This window comes from Haloarcula salinisoli (assembly GCF_019599405.1).
Classification (GTDB): Archaea; Halobacteriota; Halobacteria; order Halobacteriales; family Haloarculaceae; genus Haloarcula; species Haloarcula salinisoli.
This window is the reverse complement of sequence record NZ_RKLQ01000004.1, coordinates 191,199-208,808: the sequence shown is the minus strand read 5'-3', so window position 1 is coordinate 208,808 and position 17,610 is coordinate 191,199. Positions and strand designations below refer to the sequence as shown.

Here is a 17,610-nt window from a genome sequence, read left to right as displayed (position 1 = left end):
TGTTATTAACCAAGCTCTAAATAATTATTAGAAATAGCGTCTAAATGGGTATATATTAACAGCTAATTTAATAATTATGGCTGTTCAGGACGAGATACGAGACGATTGCAATGGAACATGATCATGCTGCTGAGAATGGTCACGAGCACAGTGTTAGCGGCGGCGATAGCATCCGTAAACTCGGTGCCGTAGCAGGTATCAATCTGGTCGGATTCGTCGCTGAATTGACTGGTGGACTCTTGTTTGGTTCCGTCGCATTACTGAGTGATGCGCTACATATGCTGTTTGACGCGCTGGCGTACGTGATGGCCTTTGCAGCTGCAGCCGTCGCTGACCGGTACGACAGGTCGCCGGAGTGGTCCTATGGCCTGCACCGACTCGAACCGCTCGCCGCGTTTCTGAACGGTGCGCTGTTAATTCCAATGGTAATCTACATCGTCTACGAGTCTTATCAGCGGTTTCTGAACCCGATTGATATTGGAACAGGCCCAACACTCGCAATCGCAGTGGCTGGCCTCGTCATCAATCTCGTGTCGGTCTATGTCGTCCAGGGAGGTGAGATGAATCTCAACGAACGGGGAGCGTTTTATCATCTGCTCGGGGATGCCGGCGGATCGGTTGCTGTTATCGTTTCAGTGGTGGCCATTGACTTTACCGGTCTTCGAGTCATTGACCCCATTGTGGCTATCCTCATTGCCGGGATAGTCCTCTGGTCGGCTGGGAAACTCTTGCGAGGCAGCGGTATCATCTTCCTGCATAAAGGCCCCATCTCTGCTGAGGAAGTTGAGACGGCTGTTCTCCGTATCGACGGCGTCGAAGCTATCGAAGACCTCCACACATGGCAGATCTGTAGCGAACTGACAATCGCGACGTTACACCTACGGACGGCAGTCGAGACACTCTCCGCCGCGAACCGAATTCGCCGAGAGGTCCACGAGGCATTAGCCGATATTGGCGTGAATCACGCCACAATCGAATTCCTGCACAGTGAGCACGACGACCGCCTCGACGCCCACACTCACTGACGATGACTCCAACTACGACTCACGACGACACGCACCAGGACCACACTGGCACCCCGATGTATGAACTCTTGGAGGCAACCGAAAATAATGTCATCGCGCTCCAGATGCACAATGGAACACGATCAGGGTACCAGGAGTTCTACGAGTTGTTAAGTGAGAAAACCAGCCAATACGGGGCGATCCATGTCTACGAGGAGACCACTGACTGGACTGTGTGGACGTTCCTAACCCACCTGACTGGCCTGATCCCTGACCTACGATATGGATCGGAGTTCGCCATCAAGCGATACGCCGCAGTCGGTGACAACGTATGGGCGAGGCTCCTCTATGAATTGTGGAAGGTGATTCGTCCTCTCTGGCCCGTTGCACCGACGGAAATGCGGTATTTCGATGTCGATGACCGCGACGAAGCACTTCGCTGGGTCAAATTCGGTGAGATAGTATGAGAATCTCTCAGGTTACGCGTAATCCCCAGAGTGTGGGGTTCATTCGTTTCTCGTAGGCGCTATCATCGCGACGAATTCCCAGAAAGTAGCGATACACGGAACGTTGACGATTGTCGTCTCTGCCTTCTTCCCATTTGCTGAAGAGCCATGGCTGCGGGAACACTATGGCGAAGAGTATGAAGCATTCCGTGAGCGGACCCCTCGGTTTGTCGGGTGGGATTTGCTGACCAAACTCGTGGGCGTGTCGTAGGACTCTCTCGGTTTCACTACATTCTCAGTCTGCTGGGCTGAAATCGGCAATTTCGCTGGAGCGTGTTGCTGATTCTATCGAGTAGACTAGACTCCCAGTGAACAAAGCAATACTCCCGGCGATAAAGAGTACACCTAGCGGTGATGCTGGGTCAACGAAGACCCAGTACAGTGGCGCCGCAATCGATGGCCCCGCTGCGAGAATCGCGATTTTCGCTACCAGCGGGCCACAGCACCCACAGGTACACGAGCCAACAACTGTCGCTGTGCCTGCAGTCCCCTCTGTAAGTCCAGCACTCTCCTCGATTCGCCAGTACCGAGCGATAATCCCTGCATTGAATCCGATGAGCGAACTCAGGAGACCAACAACTATCACCAGCCCTGGAGAGATTGCGAGGAAGAACGGAATGTGCGGCCGGACGACTTCGAGTGTCGGCCAAGAAACCAGTTGATAAATGACCGGTAAGACGACCAGTTTCGGCTCGTGTGGTAGCCCTTCTTCGGGAAATACGGAGAGATATCCTGTAATGAAGAGGAAAAACAGCCCAACGACGACCGCCACACCAATGCCGAAACGCCGGGCCACTGGGTCACGGAAGACGTCTCGAATAACGTGGGCTGCATCTTTTTTGAGGATATACCCAACAGCGATGGGGAGACTCAATACCAGCAAGTATCCGAGGGGATGGGAGTTACTCGCTGGTCCTGGGATGAGATATGGGTAGGTCACCCACAGCCCCAAAATGAACCCAAGTCCGGTGTATCGAGGGCGCGTCCGCCATCTAAACCAACCGATTGAGAGACTCCCAATCATGATAGTAAGCCCGACAGCGAACGCTATCAAGGGGTACAACGACCGCGAAAACGGCATAGTCGCAGCCGAGTACTGGACATCAATCGAGAGTGCATCGAACAGAACAGCTCCCGTCGCTGCTGTTACGATACCGATAAAGACACCGGTGAGGGCCTGTTCGGGAGTGAGTCGACTATGTCGTTTGAATCCGACAGCTCCACCGACAATAGCAATCCCAACGAGGGTGAGCATGGCCCCGTGTATCTCTGTGAGACCAGCGGCTCCGGTCACGCTATGTGCTGACGCGGTTGGGACCTGTGTCAATGCAATAATACAGGAGACAAGCACCGTTCCTGTCCGAACCCCGACGCCAGTCGAGCGAGTATTTGCTGACCCAGGTTGTATCTGCCACTGAGACCGGGTTCCCGTACTCATAGTACTATAGAATTTGGGTCCATCGTTTTGCATCCACTGGTACACCCTTCGAATTCCGTTGTCGTCGTCGGGATTTATGAAACCACTCTGTCGATTCGCTCTTTTGCTTGCGATGCTTGTATGCTAGATGCTTGTATTTGCGTTTCATGTTCATCCGGAATCCATGAAGGCGATGAACTGAATGTGTTTGAGGAACCAAAACGGGAGGAATACACCGACCAGTGCAGCGAGTAGCACCGCCGTTGACACTTGCCACACAATCTCTGCGATGACTGTTCCAAGAACTAGTACACCGTTGTATGCGATGGCGTTTATGACGATATCCGCTCCTGACTCAGGACGAGGCCAGTCGAGTACAGTGACTGAAATTGTGGGTGCCCGGCCCGTCCATATCACCAGTATGAGTCCTCCAACCCCACAGGAGAACCATGCCAGTACGGTTGGTGGCCACGAGAAGAGAATCGTACTGACGATAATCAGCAAAAGGACCGGAAGTACCGTTCCGACGATTTCGATGGCAGTGAACTCTCTAAACACAGAATAGTCTGTGCCACTCTGCTCAATCATAATAGGCGTTCATCCATTGAAAGTTGGGTAAGTCCTATTCACTTCATGTCTCGAAATCGGGGCTAGCAGCACTGAAACTGCCAACATTCGGGCACTATTCTCTATATCGGTTTTCGCGGTTCGGGTATATCAACGCATGGCGATGTCCTATGATGTGGGAAGCCGCACCTGTCTCATAATCAGGTACTGTATATTGACCAGTATGGAGCGCAGACAACTTCTCAAAACTACCGGCTTGTTGACGACCGGTGGAGTCATTGGCCTCGCTGGATGCAGCTCAGCGGAAGATAACGGTAGCAACCGGACCAATACTAGAGAGCCGAACACTGTCCTGATGATTACTGAGGGCGGTGAGTACTATTTTGACCCAATCGGATTATTCGTCGAGCCTGGTGAGACTGTCACATTTGAAATCCGGGGTGGCCGTCATTCAGCGACAGCGTACACTGAGGAGGCTACTTCGGCGTCGGTAACGCGCATTCCTGTGGGTGCTGACTCTTTCAATAGTGGCACTCTCAACGCGCAAGGGGCCACGTTTGAGCATACGTTTGAAACAGCAGGGACATACGATTATTTCTGTATCCCACACAAAACCATTGGAATGGTTGGCCGCATTGTGGTCGGTGAACCTGGTGGACCGGCTCAGGGGAGTATGCCACCAGACGGTTCTGTCCCAGAGAGTCAAACAATCGTTAACCAGGGCTCGGTATCTTATGAAGACTTCACCGGATGATGTACGGTATGACCGATAGCTTGTGTCGATTCGCCGTGTAGAAGAAGGGACACATACGTGGTATCAGAATCCACCAGTCGAAGAAATATATGCACCTGCGAACTGTAATGCGTTGTACGCGCCGTGCATCAGGGCTGGGACGGTGAGATTGCCTGTGTACTCGTATGCGCCACCCAAGACCAGTGCCAAAATAAAGGCAATGGCAATGTAGACCAGTTTCCCCTCGCCCGACAACGAGAAGAGGTGGATTGATGCGAACAGTGCGCTTGCCAATATCACTGCTCTTGTGGGGTGGAGTGACTCTGCGAGTGTCCCCTGAACGAGTCCTCTGAACAGCAGTTCCTCACCTGGGCCCACTAACAGAAACGAGAGCGGGATGAGAATGAGAAACACGACTGGGTTCTGTTGACCGATGGTAACAACGGTGTTCTGCGCTGATTCGATATCCAGTATTGAGATTATTCCTGAGACTGACAACAGAAGAAGGATAAGAGCGATTGTCCCAACGACTGTGACTGCGATATCACGTTTATTAGGTACCGAAACGGGGACGAATCCGAATCCGAGCCCTCGAATTTTGAGATATACGAGTGCAAGGCCGCCAAAGGTGAGTCCCTGCAGTAGAACTGTACTCAGGAGTAGCCGTAGCGATGGCCGTGATGAGACATCGATTCCGACCACAAGCAGCACTGACGAGGCTCCAAGGACTACCACCGACCCGATAACGATTGGGACAAAGGTTAGTCCGATTGCAGTTGCGACAGAACGGATTCCTGTATCGAACCCGGATGTGTTATTCAATATGCTACCCCACCATCTAGCAACTGCTTATTTTTACCATGGTTATACATCTGGCGAGAATCATCAGTGACTCTGCTGTCAGCCTGTTTCTGAGACATTGTAATGCGCCGATAGCACGATTTTTGGGCCAACAAATTCAGTCAAGAATTCACAGTTCAGTAGTATAGTGGCACCTCGGATTCCTACCAACTGGGACACCGCCGCATGTTCATACGATACGGGCACCTTCTGTGTGATAAGGACCACCATGACTTCCGGGGGGACGTAACGATGTCTGATGATATCACTACACGGACCAGCGGTGACCGTGAACATGAGTCCCGGAAGCAGGAACCAGAGCGCGATGGCTCTGCCATCGAAGCCTGCCCAGAGTGTGGTGGTGGTATAATTGAAGACGAGGCTCACGGTGAACAGACCTGTGAGAGCTGTGGGTTAGTTTTCGAGGAAGCTCTCGTCGATCGAGGACCAGAGTGGCGAACCTTCGAAGCTGGCGACAACAGCAAAAAGAGTCGTGTAGGCGCTCCGACAACTGAGCTGATGCACGATAAGGGACTGAGTACAAAAATCAGCTGGCAGGACAAAGATGCCAATGGGGCAGCCATAGCTGCTCGGAAGCGGGCACGCTTACAGCGTCTTCGAACGTGGGACGAACGATTTCGGGCCAAGGACGCCACTGAACGGAACCTCAAACAGGCGTTCGGGGAAATCGACCGGATGGCATCCGCATTAGGTATCCCGGAATCTGTTCGTGAAACTGCTGGTGTACTATACCGGCGGGCAGCCGAAGAGGATCTACTCCCGGGGCGGTCAATAGAGGGCATGTCAACAGCAGCGTTGTATGCAGCCGCGCGGCAACAGGGAATGCCCCGTCCCCTTTCAGCGTTTGCTGATGTCAGTCGAGTCGAAGAGATTCGGATCCAACGGGCCTATCGATATCTCTCCCGTGAGCTCGGACTGACACTCGAACCCGAGGATCCTACGGAATACTTGCCTCAGTTCGCTTCTGCACTCGATGTGAGTGAGGAAGCACAGCGAGTGGCTCGCGACATTCTAGAAGTAGCGACTCAAAACGCGATTCAAAGTGGGAAGAGTCCAGCCGGATTAGCGGCCGCAGCATTGTATGCTTCTACCCACCTTACAAACGAGCAGTTAACACAAGAGACTGTGAGTAACGTCTGTCACATCTGCCAGACGACTATCCGGAGTCGCTATCAAGAACTCCTCGAAGTATACGCGGAACATCAATAACAGTGCCTGCATGTTCGAGACCCTTTCAGCGACTGAACACACCGAGTTGTATCGAATACACCGATGGTCGATTAGCATTCAATACCGCCATAACAAAACTCACATCTTCTCTCGCAAAAAAACGAGGCAGACAGCAAATGGGTGACAATCCGGGTTCTACCGTCGACACACCCCCTTTTCAGGCTGTTGTTGACGCGTTAGATGACCCAGATTGTCAAGCTATCCTCCGTGAAACAGTTGACCCTATGACTGCAACAGAACTTACCGAAGCGTGTGACATCCCTAAATCAACGTTGTACCGAAAACTGGACCTATTGAGCACGGCATCTCTCGTTCGAGAACGGGATCAAATAAATCCTGGTGGTGGGCGTGTCACGCAGTATGAACGGGACTTCGAGGATATCACCATTTCCATGACCAAGTCTGGTGAGTTCTCCGTCGCTGTTGACAGAGACCAGCGGACGACGGACGAACGGCTTGCAGATATCTGGTCCAAGATGGGTGACGAGCTGTGAACGCTGTTTTGACCGCAATTGCGGCCGTGAAGTTGGTGATTTTGCTCCTTGGTGGCGCAATTACCTATATTGCGTTTAGGGCTTATCGGCATACTAATTCCCCCTCGTTACGAGTGCTCGGTGTCGGATTCGGAATTATTACCTTCGGAGCGTTTCTCTCGGGTATCGCCAATCAGTTCTTTGCCGTCTCACTTGCAGTCGGCGTGCTCGCAAATAGTGTCTTCGTCGCTGCTGGTCTTGCTGTAATCATGTATTCACTCTACATCCAGCAGTGAATTTTCTCGGCGACCGGATTGAGCTTAATAGGTTTCATCCCCGATGATGTTATAGAACGATTCCCAAGGTGTTGTTTGCATCCGCAATTAGGTGAACTAGCTATTAGAACGAGCATGCGAACCTGATGCTGGCACAAAGTGTTTATCGACGAATCCAGACATTATCTCTATGAGCAGATTCAGCCCGGTCGTCTGGGGAAGCGTTCTCCTCATGCTCGTTATTCTCGCGTTCACGCTCTATCGGTTCAGTAGAAGTAGAGTCGCGTAGAGCCGACGCGTGTGGACAATAGGTCAACTGTATCGAACGATTCGCAATGCGAACACTACAGTGTGTGGAACTGTTCTATAACACTCTTTACATCTCTTACTTAGCGAGGTCTACTTGATGAGAACACACAATCAAGGAGTGGTAGTTCAGGATTATTCGATGTCCTTTGAAGATGAAGTATCTACACTTTCCGGGGTGTTATTTTGAGTGTCTCCTCCTTTTTCGCTCGGTACTTTTGCTAACTCGCCCCATCCTGATATTTCCCATTCTGGGCCGTCTTTAGCTGATGAGTCGGCAGTTGTATCTTCGTTTTTAGAACTATCGCCCGTCTCTCGACCTGCCGGCCCAACGAGTTCTACCGGTCGGAGCCAGACAACCCATATAATGCAAACTGCGACACCATAGCCGAGTATCCACACAAAATCGGCCACTAAAGGGAGATTCGCCTGCTCCATGGTGTAGACTAGCAGTCCCGAACCAGCGACGACTGTGGCACTAAGCAGGACAAGAAATGGTCCGTAGGGGAGTCCAGATTGTTCATCGGCAGTGGGACTCTGTTCGGTGTCTTCGGATGTGCTACTCATCGGTGTGAACCTCCGCTGGAAATCGTTTCAGCCCCGCTGTCTTCTGGTGGACGAATTCTGGAGAGGCGCATTGCATTCCCGGTGACGGCAGTCGTCATCCCTGCATCGCCGGCGAGCACTGCCAACCAAATTGGGACGTAACCAAACGGTACTGCCAATGCCAGTGCGGCCTTGACTCCGAGACTGGCCCAGATGTTCTGCTGGATAACGCCGTTAGCGTCATTGGCCAGTTCGTAGAGATACGGCAGCTTGCCCAGATCATCACCCATTAGTGCGATATCGGCCGTCTCCAGTGCCGTGTCCGTCCCAGCGGCGCCCATAGCGACGCCTACGGTAGCGGTGGCAAGGGCAGGGGCATCGTTTACACCATCTCCAACCATCGCGACACCGTCGTGCTCATCGGTGAGTTTCTCGATCGCAGTGACCTTATCTTCTGGAAGGAGTTCTGCGTGAAACTCATCGATACCCACCTGCTCGGCGATAGCCTGTGCAGTCCGCTCATTATCTCCCGTTAGCATCACTGTTCGTTTGACGCCGAGGTCTTGGAGTCGGGCTATCGTCTGTTTCGCTGCTGGCCTGACTTCGTCGGCGACGGCGATGAGCCCTTCTAGTTCTTCGTCTGTCCCGACAAGCACCACAGTCTTCCCTTCACTCTGGAGTTCTGGGACCGTCTCTTCCAGCAAATCGAGGCAATTATGCCGGTCACATAGTGACTGGGCTGTGTCGGTAACCACGCCTCCATCGGTGGTCGCGTGAACGTGTGACAGATCGAACTCAAGTTCTTCAAACAGGCCGGGCTTCCCGGCAAAGTGATCGGTCCCGTCAAGCTCTGCCCGAACCCCCTTACCGGTGATACTCTCGAAATCCGAGATTTCGCGCTCTGCGACGCTTGCACCGTCTGCTTCCGCGACTATTGCTTCTCCGATAGGGTGCTCGCTACGTTGTTCAAGGCCACGGGCACACCGAAGGACGTCGTCCTCGGAATTTCCATTGAGGGGGATGACATCAGTTACCGTGAGTTCCCCCTTCGTAAGTGTCCCCGTCTTATCGAATGCGACGGCGTCGACTTCGCCCATTGCCTCGAGATGGTTTCCGCCTTTAATCAGCACGCCGTTCTTCGCCGCGCTCGTAATGCCCGAGACGACCGAGACTGGCGTCGAGATGACGAACGCACAGGGGCAGGCGAGTACGAGCAATGTAAGCCCGTAGACGATAGCTGTTGGCCACGTCGTGCCGAGAACGTAGGGGCTCCCAATCGTGACGAGGATAGCAAAAGCGACGACAGCAGGTGTGTAGTACGCGGAGAATCGCTCGACGAACTGTTCGCGCTCGGTTTTGTTCGACTGGGCGTCCTCAACCATCTCGACGATACGCGAGAGGGTATTATCGCTCGCCGTAGCGGTGACTTCCACTTCGAGATACCCCTCTTCGTTGATTGTCCCGGCGTACACCTCTTCACCCTCGCTCTTATCCACTGGAACACTCTCGCCAGTGATTGGTGCCTGATTCACCGCACTCTCCCCGTCTACGACCGTGCCATCCATGGGAATCTTCTCTCCTGGCCGAACGACGACGATGTCACCGACCGTTATTTCCGCAACAGGAACAGTCTCTTCGCCCCCATTGCGTTTGACGACCGCTTCATCCGGAGACAGATCCATCAGCTCTTGCAGCGAGTTGCGGGCACGGTCCATCGAGTAGCGCTCGAGAAGTTCGGCCACGCTGAAGAGGAACGCAAGCGTCGCTGCTTCAAAATAGAGACCCTCCCCGAATGCAACACTTGCCACCAGGGCACCCAAGATCGCAATGGACATCAACAGATCAATGTCGAGGTTCCTATTTCGCAACGAGTAATACCCGTTGCGGAGAATTTCGTGGCCACCGAGCGCAATCGCGACAAGAAAGAGGGCGTCAGCTAACACCAGGTCGCTTCCGAAGAGGCTCGCGACCTGTATATTCTCCCCGGGTAGGAAGAATTCCAGCAGGAGTCCACCGGCGAGGAACACACCACTAATCCACGTCTTGATAGCCCGGCGGCTTCGCCAGATACTGTCACCAGATTCGCTATTATCTTTGTTACCCTGCTGTGCGGTCGTATCTGTAACTTCGTATCCTGCGCCCTCGATGGCGGCACTGATGTCTGAACCCGTCACGGTTGCAGAATCGTATGTGACTGTGATTTTCCCAGTCGTCGGGTGGGGTTCCGCCGTTGCAATGCCGTCGAGACTGTCCAGTGCCTTCGTGACCTTCTCCGCACAGGACGGACAATCCATTTCTGGGACAGAAAACTTCTCCGTGACCTCGTCGCTGTTTTCGACAGTGTAGCCAGCTTTCTCGACGCGCTCGGTGATAGCCTCCGTCGACGTGATGTCGGCCTCGTATGTGACTGTGAGAGTTCCTGTCGTCACCTGTGGCTCGATTTCTTTGATTCCCTCGACCTTGCTAACACTGTTTTCAACTTTCCCCGCACACGACGGGCAGTCCATATCGGGCACTGAGAGCTGTGCCACACTTCCATCATGGGCTATCGAAGGATCCGATACTTCATCTCTCTCTGAATGTTCACGATCAAAATGGTCATGTGAATGATCGTGTTCATGCGAGTCGTCTGTCTCATCTGACTCGTCACTGTTCTCGTCTGATGAGGTCATTAGCGAATTCTAGACAATCGTATTTTATTAAACTAGCTGTTATAAAAGCCGCATATGACAATAGGTACTATTAACAATATGCGCCTAAGTTAATAATACGGCCATCGATAAGATCTCGTTTTCGAGATTCCGTGTTCTCCGTCGCTATTCCATCGGTTGGGTCGTTCGCTCAGACGTCCTCTCGGACCGCTGCAAAGTTACAGTTAGTCGAGCACTGGCAAGGACAGAACTACCGATCGCTTCGACGGCGTCGTCATGTTTCGTGCCCGCCTCGATATCCAATATCTCACCGAGTGCATAGAGTTGGAATCGGTGCTCGTACGGTTGGCCGGGCGGTGGACACGGTGCTTTGTATCCTACTTCACCGCCACGCTGTCGACCCTGAGGAGCACCACCCAGTGTCTCTACAGTCGGTGTCCGCGGTATACCGGCGGGGATCGTGGTCCGCTCAGGAGGGATATTCCATATCGACCAGAACACTGGCTCATTTATCGGCCCACGGTCGTACTCTCCGGTAATCGCCAGTGCCGCTGTCGGATCCGGGTGATTCCGTATCTCGAACGGGGGTGACTCTCCAGCCCCATCACACGTGTACCGGGCTGGGAGTGTCCCCCCGTTTTCCATGGCAGGACTCGAGATATTAAATGAGCGTTGCGTATCGGTTGTTCGACTTGCACATCCAGCGATCAGTCCTGTAATTGAGGCGCTGGCCGTCTGTATCAGTCGTCGTCGAGTCAGTTTCATTGTATTGTCGTTTTAGAGGGTTCTGTCGTATGTATCAGGTCAGACAAGCGCGTAAATCATGAGCAAGCAAAAATACAGCAGTATAAGCACACCAAGAGCTCGGAGGCGGAATCGTCCGAGTTCTCCTTCCTCTGCCTCGTACGCTGTCTGAAACGCTGAAATATGCTCCTCAGATAATTCGTTAGGATGCTCTAGCCCCCGGTGTAAGTCTAGCCACTCTTGCTGGCTGAAAGGACGACCGCAGTACTCACACACATGGGGCGATTGGTCCTTTCCAATTGTATATTCGTGATTGCTCATATGTATGGAAGTGCCACCTCGGGGCGAGTGATGACCCACAGACTGGTCATCGTGTAGAACACCATCACCGCGATAAACGGATACTGTGACCTGATCGCCTGAATCCGACTGGGGAACAGGTCATAGGCCGCCGCATGTGCGACCCAGATAGCAACTAGATGGCCAATAACCACGGCCGCAATACCAACTCCACCGAACCAACTTGGCGGTTGATATACTGGGACTGTGCCGGGATCTGAAAACGGTGAGAGGAGTGCCAACCAGAGAGCTGGTGCGAGTTCAAGAAAATACCCGAGATAGTGAGCGAAGTGATACCCAGCAGCAATTGCAAGCAATGGTGGAGCAAACTGAACTGCCACCATGCGTGACTGGAGATAGGTCTCTGCAGTTCGTCGACTGAGTTCAACCGCGATAAGGTAGATTCCAAAGAAGAGGCCAAAGCCAGCGAGGAGCGCTACCGGATACAGTACTTGTGGAGGGAAACCGCCTGCGACAAGAGGTTCCGTCAGGGTACGCCACCCAGGTGTCGTAACGAATCCGTCGAAGGTTGTCCCCCACAGCAACGCTATAATAAATACGACTTCATCGAAATCGTCTACCAAACGGGGAACGGAAAGGTCCATACCGAACAACCGAAATTTAATTTTCCGTCCAGTTTTTCCGATGGGTGCCACACGACCGTAGTAGCGGAATACTCTCTCTACGGGATCCGCCTTGTCAAACCACGTGTCCCGTCCAAAAATACCGACACCAAACAGGGTCACTACGCTGTACGCGACCACAGCGGTAGCGAGTAATTGTGGGTCAGCAGCTAATGGACTTATGACCTCGATCCAGATTAACGCCAAGAGTCCAATTACGCTAGGCCATGCCCCGTACGAGTCGGGATAGCGTCGATTTAGCGAGGGCAGCACCAGTGCGATGGTAGAAAGTGGGTTGAGAGTCTGCCAAGTGTTCCCAACCAGATAGCTTGTCATCGCTAGTCCCGCCCACCAGCCAACCCACACAAGAAGTATCGCCGCATTGGTTTGTGGCGTGGAGGGACCGATGAATCCGATGACCAGGACAGTAACATAGCCCACCAACCCGAGTACACGACCCGCAGTAACAGCCACGTGACTGTTCTCAGCATGAATCGGGAAGCCCCACTGATGGAGCTGTCTGATAAATTGTCTATCTGTCACAAAGGAGGCTAACAAAAAAGATGCCCCGACTGCCGCTCCGCCCGTACTCAGAAACAGCCATGTCGGAACGCGTATGGGTTCACGTGAACCACTTGAGAGACTTGCTCCGTGAGCAGAGACTGTCCCAGCTGCAAGAATTAAGAGCAGGACGCTCACAGTTAGTTGCGTAATCCGTTGCTGGTTTTCTCTCATCATTGGTGTTGATATATTCTACTGGGACTCATCAATCGAAACGTGCATATCTCACAGCAAAAAGATTCGAGTGTTTCACGCAGTCTATTATTTTTTACAGCGGTACTTTGGCCCAACAGTTTGGTCGTCATGTGTCGCGTTAGATAGTCCCCTGTGTAGTGTTGGATTCGTCTTGGCTACATCCGACTTTGGACATGTTCGGGAGATATAGTGGTACCAAATAAAACTCTCAGGCGGATTCCCACCTAATGGGACAGCGAGCTCAAGCAGGGGCTGGATGTATGAGTACGCCGAGGGAAGTGGTTCATCCCGAGTGACCTCGCAGTTGATACATCAACCACTATCGATTCATCCAACATCACACTAAAGGGGCTGATTGGGGGGTTTCCGGTACCAACCACGCCGGGACGACTCGCGTGAGGACCACCATACCCGTCAGCTCGACGAGCGTCTGAGTAACGACCACCGCTGGTGCGAGCCCATAGCCCGATGGCAGCGCGAGCGCCAGCCGAAGAATGACAAGCGAGTTCCGTGTGACAGAGGTGAACACGAGGGCCCGGCTCTCGCCAGCTCCCATCCCGAGCACTCCAGCCACTAACCGACCGAGCAACGGCATAATGACCAGAAACGCAACATATATCGGGACGACCGACACGATCTGTCCGATTGAATCCTGGACGCGCGGCAGTTGGGAGGCGATCACGACAAACAGTGTTGCCCCCATCATCGGAACCGGAAACCAGCCCATCGTGTTCTGCCACTGAGCGCCGCGCTCGGACCGGTCAGCCCAGTATTCAGTCGCCCATGCGAGCGTCAGCGGCAGCGCGATAATGACGACGAACGCCTCGATGAACGGCCCTGCCTCGATGAATTCGGCCACCTGCTGGCCCATGAACAGCCAGAGATACAGCGGGAGCAACAACAACTGGATGAGCATCAGCGCCGGAGTCGCGGCAGTAATCTGCTCGGCGTCACCGCCTGCGAGTTCGGTGAACGTGATGACGTAATCGACACACGGCGTCAACAACACCCGCTCTTCGGTAGACTGGCGGAACTAGCGGAGTACATTGACGGCGATGCAATCTACGAGACCGTGGATCGGTGCCCCAGTAAGGTTCAGTGACCGGAGGAAGCCGTAGGTCCGAGCGGCCTGCTCCAAGCCCTGCTTGGACAGGCCGCGGAACTTCGCCAACCACGGACGGAGCAGTGACCAGAGACACTCTACCTGGTTCGTGTGGACGCCTTCGTCGGAGACGTACCTCTCGTCGTGGACAACGTATCGGTGATCATGCTCCATCCCTCGGTAAGCTGGCAGTCCATCGGTCCAGACCTCTCCCAGCGGCTGGGAGAGGTCGTCCGCTTCCTCGATAACTGGCCCAAGGTCATCTTCATAGTCGCTTCCTCGATAACTGGCCCAAGGTCATCTTCATAGTCGCTTCCTCGATAACTGGCCCAAGGTCATCTTCATAGTCGCTTCCTCGATAACTGGCCCAAGGTCATCTTCATAGTCGCTTCCTTCCTGAGCTGAGACCACGCGAAGCACGTCGCGGCAGGCCGCGACGAGCGTCAGTTCGTCACCCTGATCCCCTGTCCAGCGGGTACGTCCACCCTCGGGCGACCCGCCGCGGTCGAGTCCCTCCCGCGGCGGATCTTGGCCTTTGAAGCCCGAACACACCTGCTGTGTTTCATCGACCTGTGTTGGCCCATCGACTGTCTGGGAGACGCGCTCCCAGACAGTCGGAAATCCCTGACAGAACGCGGTCTCAAACTCTCTGAGCTGGTCGTGAAGCGTCGTGTAACACGGTGAGAGGAGTTCAGCGATTTGGGTAATGCTGAGCAGTGTGTCAGCGTAGAGGATGAAGGCGATGAGGAACTCACCTGGGGTGAGTTCCGAATCGTAGAAGGGTGTCCCTCGCGTGTACGTGGTTTTCCAGTCACAGCGGCCACACCAGATACGGTCAGAGCCGTTGAGAGCGTGGAGGCTGTCTGCGCCGCAGTGTGGACAGGAGCGTTCTTCCCAGATCGTTTTGAGACGCCGCTCGACGATGGCGTCGAGCGGCTCGGCCCGAAATTCTATTACCCCAAGTTCCGCAAGTTCCGATAGCCTCTGGCCGAAGGCAGGACGGTCTTCATGCATACCCGTTTTTGCCGGGCCAGAGGCACTAATGCTCCTGGTTCCGCCAGTCTACTGAAGAGCGTATCTCTTTGAGTATCAGGCCCCCATGTCAGTTTGTCTGGACCGGAGGAACTGGAAGGTCACAGCCAGCCCTATTCCGTATGCCCAGTGAGCGACGAAGACGAAGGTGAGATAGCCGACGAATGCGAGCCCCTGCTGGTCGGTGTAGAAGGCAACCGAGAAGCCGGTTGCGACTAGCGTCGCGAACACCAGCCCTGTCTCGAACATCCGGCGGCCGGGGAGATACTCTTGGAACGCCAGAAAAACCAGCGGCCAGGTGACGGTCCCAGCGACCAGAAACAGCCCCGCGCCGATGAGCGGACTCTCCCCCAGACCGACTAGGTCGGCGATCTCACCGAACGACGAGGGGTCGAGCACGCCGATAACGATTGCAGTTCCGATCCCGCCGGTCATCAGGAAGGTGCCGACGAAGCCGGCGATAGCGGCCAGTGACGCGTTCCGGTAGACGTTCTGTGCGACGCTGCCGACGCCGCCAAGCAGCCCTATCGGCTCAAGTTCCGGCGCGTAGGACCGCCGGGTGGTTTCGGGCTGGGCCGGCTCCATGTCGTACTTCTCGACCATACGGTCCTCGAACCACTGCCACTCACGGGTGAACTGGTTCGTCGCCTTCAGTTCCCAGGGGTCGGTCGTCTGGACCACGTCGCCGCGCCAGTAAGATATCAGCATGTTGTAGAGCCACATCAGCGCGCTCAGGCCGATGACGTAGGCGCCGACAGTGGCTATTTGCTGGGCGAACTGGTACTCGGGTGGGTAGATGGCCTGCCTGCGCGGCAGTCCCATGCCGCCAATGACGAGTAGAACCATGAACGTAACGAAGGCGCCGACGATGAGAAGCCCCGACTGGAACTTCGCCAGCCGCCTGTCGTACCAGCGACCGGTCATGATGGGATACCAGTAGTAGCTCGCGGCGATCATCAGCATTGGGATGATCCCGACGACGATGAGATGGAAGTGGCCGACGACGTAGTAGGTGCCGTGATACAGGATGTCGATGGGAATAACGGCGAGAAAAATCCCGGTGACACCGCCGATTATGAACGTTCCGATACCCCCGGCACACAGGATGAAGGGCGCAGAGAGGCGTATGTCGCCGTCCCACATCGTCGTTATCCAGTTGAACACTTTGATAGCACTCGGGACGGCGATAGCGATAGAGATGGCCATGAATGACGCTTTGAGTCGTGGGTCAATGCCGGAGGTGAACATGTGGTGGGCCCAGACGCCGAAGGACATCACGGCTAGCCCCAGCGTGGAGTAGACGATGAACTGGTAGCCAAACAGTTTCCGGCCGACGAACTTCGGGAGGATGAGGCTCATCAGCCCTGTCGCGGGCAGGAAGAGAATGTATACTTCGGGGTGGCCCCAGAACCAGAACAGGTTTTGCCAGAGTATTGGACCACCGCCTTCTGTCGCAAAGAAGGTTGTTCCGAGGTTTCGGTCCATCAGAAGCATTAGCAGGGCACTCCCCAGCAGCGGGAACGCGAAGAGGGCAAGACTGCTGGTTACCATCATATTCCACGAAAAAATATCAAGGTTACTCCAGGTCACACCGTCGGCACGTTCGTAGATGATGGTTGCAATGAAATTAATGGCACCCACCGTCGTCGCGATACCGCTCAGATGCAGGCCGAGCAACAGGAGGTCTATCTGGGGGTTCGGTTGCACCACCGACAGTGGCGGGTACAGTGTCCAGCCGACACTCACCTCCCGGAGTGTCAGGAAGAAGCGAATCGATTTCTCCGGCAGAAAGAGGCTCAACACTTGCCCACCGACCTGGACGATGAGACCGAAACGGACCATCAGCAGGGCGGGCGGGAGGAGCCAGAAGCCGATGGCGTTGACTCGCGGGAACGCCATGTCGTCGGCTCCGATAAGAAGCGGGAGGAAGTAGTTCCCGATACCGAAAAAAACGGGTAGGACAAAGAAGATGAGCATCGTCAGTCCGTGGGTGGTAAAGAGGGCATTGTACGTCTCGGGCGTCCAGATGTCCGCTGGTGGGGTCAGAAGTTCCGTCCGCAGCATCATCGCGTCCATCCCGCCCCAGAGAGCGGCGACAGTTCCGAAAGCGATGTAGAGGATGCCGATTTCGCGGTGGTTTGTCGTCGTCAGCCAGCGCAGCGTCTCGTCTTGGAGACGGCTGAGTTCGAACTGAAGTTCCTCACGGGTGAAGTAGCCACCGTCGCTGGTCGGACGAGCCTTGTACCGGGCTCGCAGCCAGAGCGTGAGAATAGCGATCGCAAGGATACCCAGCGCTGAGCCTTCGATGACAGCTCTGTTCATCATCGTCGGGAAGCCATTGGTAGAGCCGCAGTAGCCAGCTTTTCATACGGACCGTTGTAGCTGTTTACTGGTAACCGCGCTCTGATGAGCGACGATACCGATAAGACACTACATCGGTACGCA

General features: G+C 54.3%; 14 protein-coding genes and 2 pseudogenes. 6 read left to right on the top strand and 10 right to left on the bottom strand.

Annotated elements, in window-relative coordinates:
* Positions 1-110: 110 nt before the first annotated feature.
* Positions 111-1,025: a cation diffusion facilitator family transporter gene (locus EGD98_RS18185; protein WP_220589791.1), complete on the top strand. Its 915-nt coding sequence runs from the start codon at positions 111-113 to the stop codon at positions 1,023-1,025.
* Positions 1,026-1,081: 56 nt separating this feature from the next.
* Positions 1,082-1,471 carry a SpoIIAA family protein gene (locus EGD98_RS18180; RefSeq protein ID WP_220589790.1) on the top strand — a complete coding sequence of 130 codons (390 nt, stop codon included), beginning with the start codon at positions 1,082-1,084 and terminating at the stop codon, positions 1,469-1,471.
* Positions 1,472-1,745: 274 nt separating this feature from the next.
* Here EGD98_RS18180 and EGD98_RS18175 read toward each other — a convergent pair whose 3' ends face one another.
* Both EGD98_RS18175 and EGD98_RS18170 read right to left on the bottom strand, forming a co-directional pair.
* Positions 1,746-2,765, bottom strand: coding sequence for a hypothetical protein (locus EGD98_RS18175; RefSeq protein WP_121512962.1), 1,020 nt, complete (start codon positions 2,763-2,765; stop codon positions 1,746-1,748).
* 333 nt (positions 2,766-3,098) lie between these two features.
* Positions 3,099-3,515: a hypothetical protein gene (locus tag EGD98_RS18170; RefSeq protein ID WP_121512961.1), complete on the bottom strand. Its 417-nt coding sequence runs from the start codon at positions 3,513-3,515 to the stop codon at positions 3,099-3,101.
* Between the two features lie 136 nt (positions 3,516-3,651).
* On the opposite strand from EGD98_RS18170, the gene EGD98_RS18165 reads away from it, so the two are divergent.
* A complete protein-coding gene (locus tag EGD98_RS18165; RefSeq protein ID WP_328763293.1) occupies positions 3,652-4,248 on the top strand; it encodes a plastocyanin/azurin family copper-binding protein in 597 nt (198 codons plus the stop codon).
* Between the two features lie 63 nt (positions 4,249-4,311).
* On the opposite strand, the gene EGD98_RS18160 is transcribed toward EGD98_RS18165, so the two are convergent.
* Positions 4,312-5,049, bottom strand: a complete 738-nt coding sequence (locus EGD98_RS18160; protein ID WP_220589789.1) for a CPBP family intramembrane glutamic endopeptidase — start codon at positions 5,047-5,049, stop codon at positions 4,312-4,314.
* Positions 5,050-5,319: 270 nt separating this feature from the next.
* On the opposite strand from EGD98_RS18160, the gene EGD98_RS18155 reads away from it, so the two are divergent.
* The 3 genes from EGD98_RS18155 (at position 5,320) to EGD98_RS18145 (ending at position 7,087) form a co-directional block, all read left to right on the top strand.
* On the top strand, positions 5,320-6,297 hold the full coding sequence (locus EGD98_RS18155; protein WP_220589788.1) for a transcription initiation factor IIB: 978 nt from the start codon (positions 5,320-5,322) through the stop codon (positions 6,295-6,297).
* A 137-nt stretch (positions 6,298-6,434) separates the two neighbouring features.
* On the top strand, positions 6,435-6,812 hold the full coding sequence (locus EGD98_RS18150; protein ID WP_121512959.1) for a winged helix-turn-helix domain-containing protein: 378 nt from the start codon (positions 6,435-6,437) through the stop codon (positions 6,810-6,812).
* Complete coding sequence (locus EGD98_RS18145) at positions 6,809-7,087, top strand: DUF7521 family protein (RefSeq protein ID WP_121512958.1); 279 nt, start codon at positions 6,809-6,811, stop codon at positions 7,085-7,087. Before EGD98_RS18150 ends, EGD98_RS18145 begins: the two co-directional genes overlap by 4 nt.
* A 420-nt stretch (positions 7,088-7,507) precedes the next feature.
* Here EGD98_RS18145 and EGD98_RS18140 read toward each other — a convergent pair whose 3' ends face one another.
* The 7 genes and pseudogenes from EGD98_RS18140 to EGD98_RS18105 all read right to left on the bottom strand — a co-directional run bounded on the left by EGD98_RS18140 (position 7,508) and on the right by EGD98_RS18105 (position 17,490).
* Positions 7,508-7,939, bottom strand: a complete 432-nt coding sequence (locus EGD98_RS18140; protein ID WP_147439938.1) for a DUF7996 family protein — start codon at positions 7,937-7,939, stop codon at positions 7,508-7,510.
* Complete coding sequence (locus EGD98_RS18135) at positions 7,936-10,590, bottom strand: heavy metal translocating P-type ATPase (protein ID WP_220589787.1); 2,655 nt, start codon at positions 10,588-10,590, stop codon at positions 7,936-7,938. Before EGD98_RS18135 ends, EGD98_RS18140 begins: the two co-directional genes overlap by 4 nt.
* Positions 10,591-10,734: 144 nt before the next feature.
* Positions 10,735-11,214: a YbhB/YbcL family Raf kinase inhibitor-like protein gene (locus tag EGD98_RS18130; protein WP_236035631.1), complete on the bottom strand. Its 480-nt coding sequence runs from the start codon at positions 11,212-11,214 to the stop codon at positions 10,735-10,737.
* 416 nt (positions 11,215-11,630) lie between these two features.
* Entirely contained in the window at positions 11,631-13,010 is a 1,380-nt protein-coding gene (locus tag EGD98_RS18125; protein WP_220589817.1) for a hypothetical protein, read from the bottom strand.
* 358 nt (positions 13,011-13,368) lie between these two features.
* A pseudogene (locus tag EGD98_RS18120) lies at positions 13,369-14,040 on the bottom strand (arsenic resistance protein); the annotation flags it as partial.
* 24 nt (positions 14,041-14,064) lie between these two features.
* Positions 14,065-15,147: pseudogene (locus EGD98_RS20880) on the bottom strand (transposase).
* 75 nt (positions 15,148-15,222) lie between these two features.
* The gene (locus tag EGD98_RS18105) at positions 15,223-17,490 is read right to left on the bottom strand and encodes a DUF6789 family protein (RefSeq protein WP_220589785.1); all 2,268 of its coding nucleotides are present in this window, start codon (positions 17,488-17,490) and stop codon (positions 15,223-15,225) included.
* Positions 17,491-17,610 lie beyond the last annotated feature (120 nt).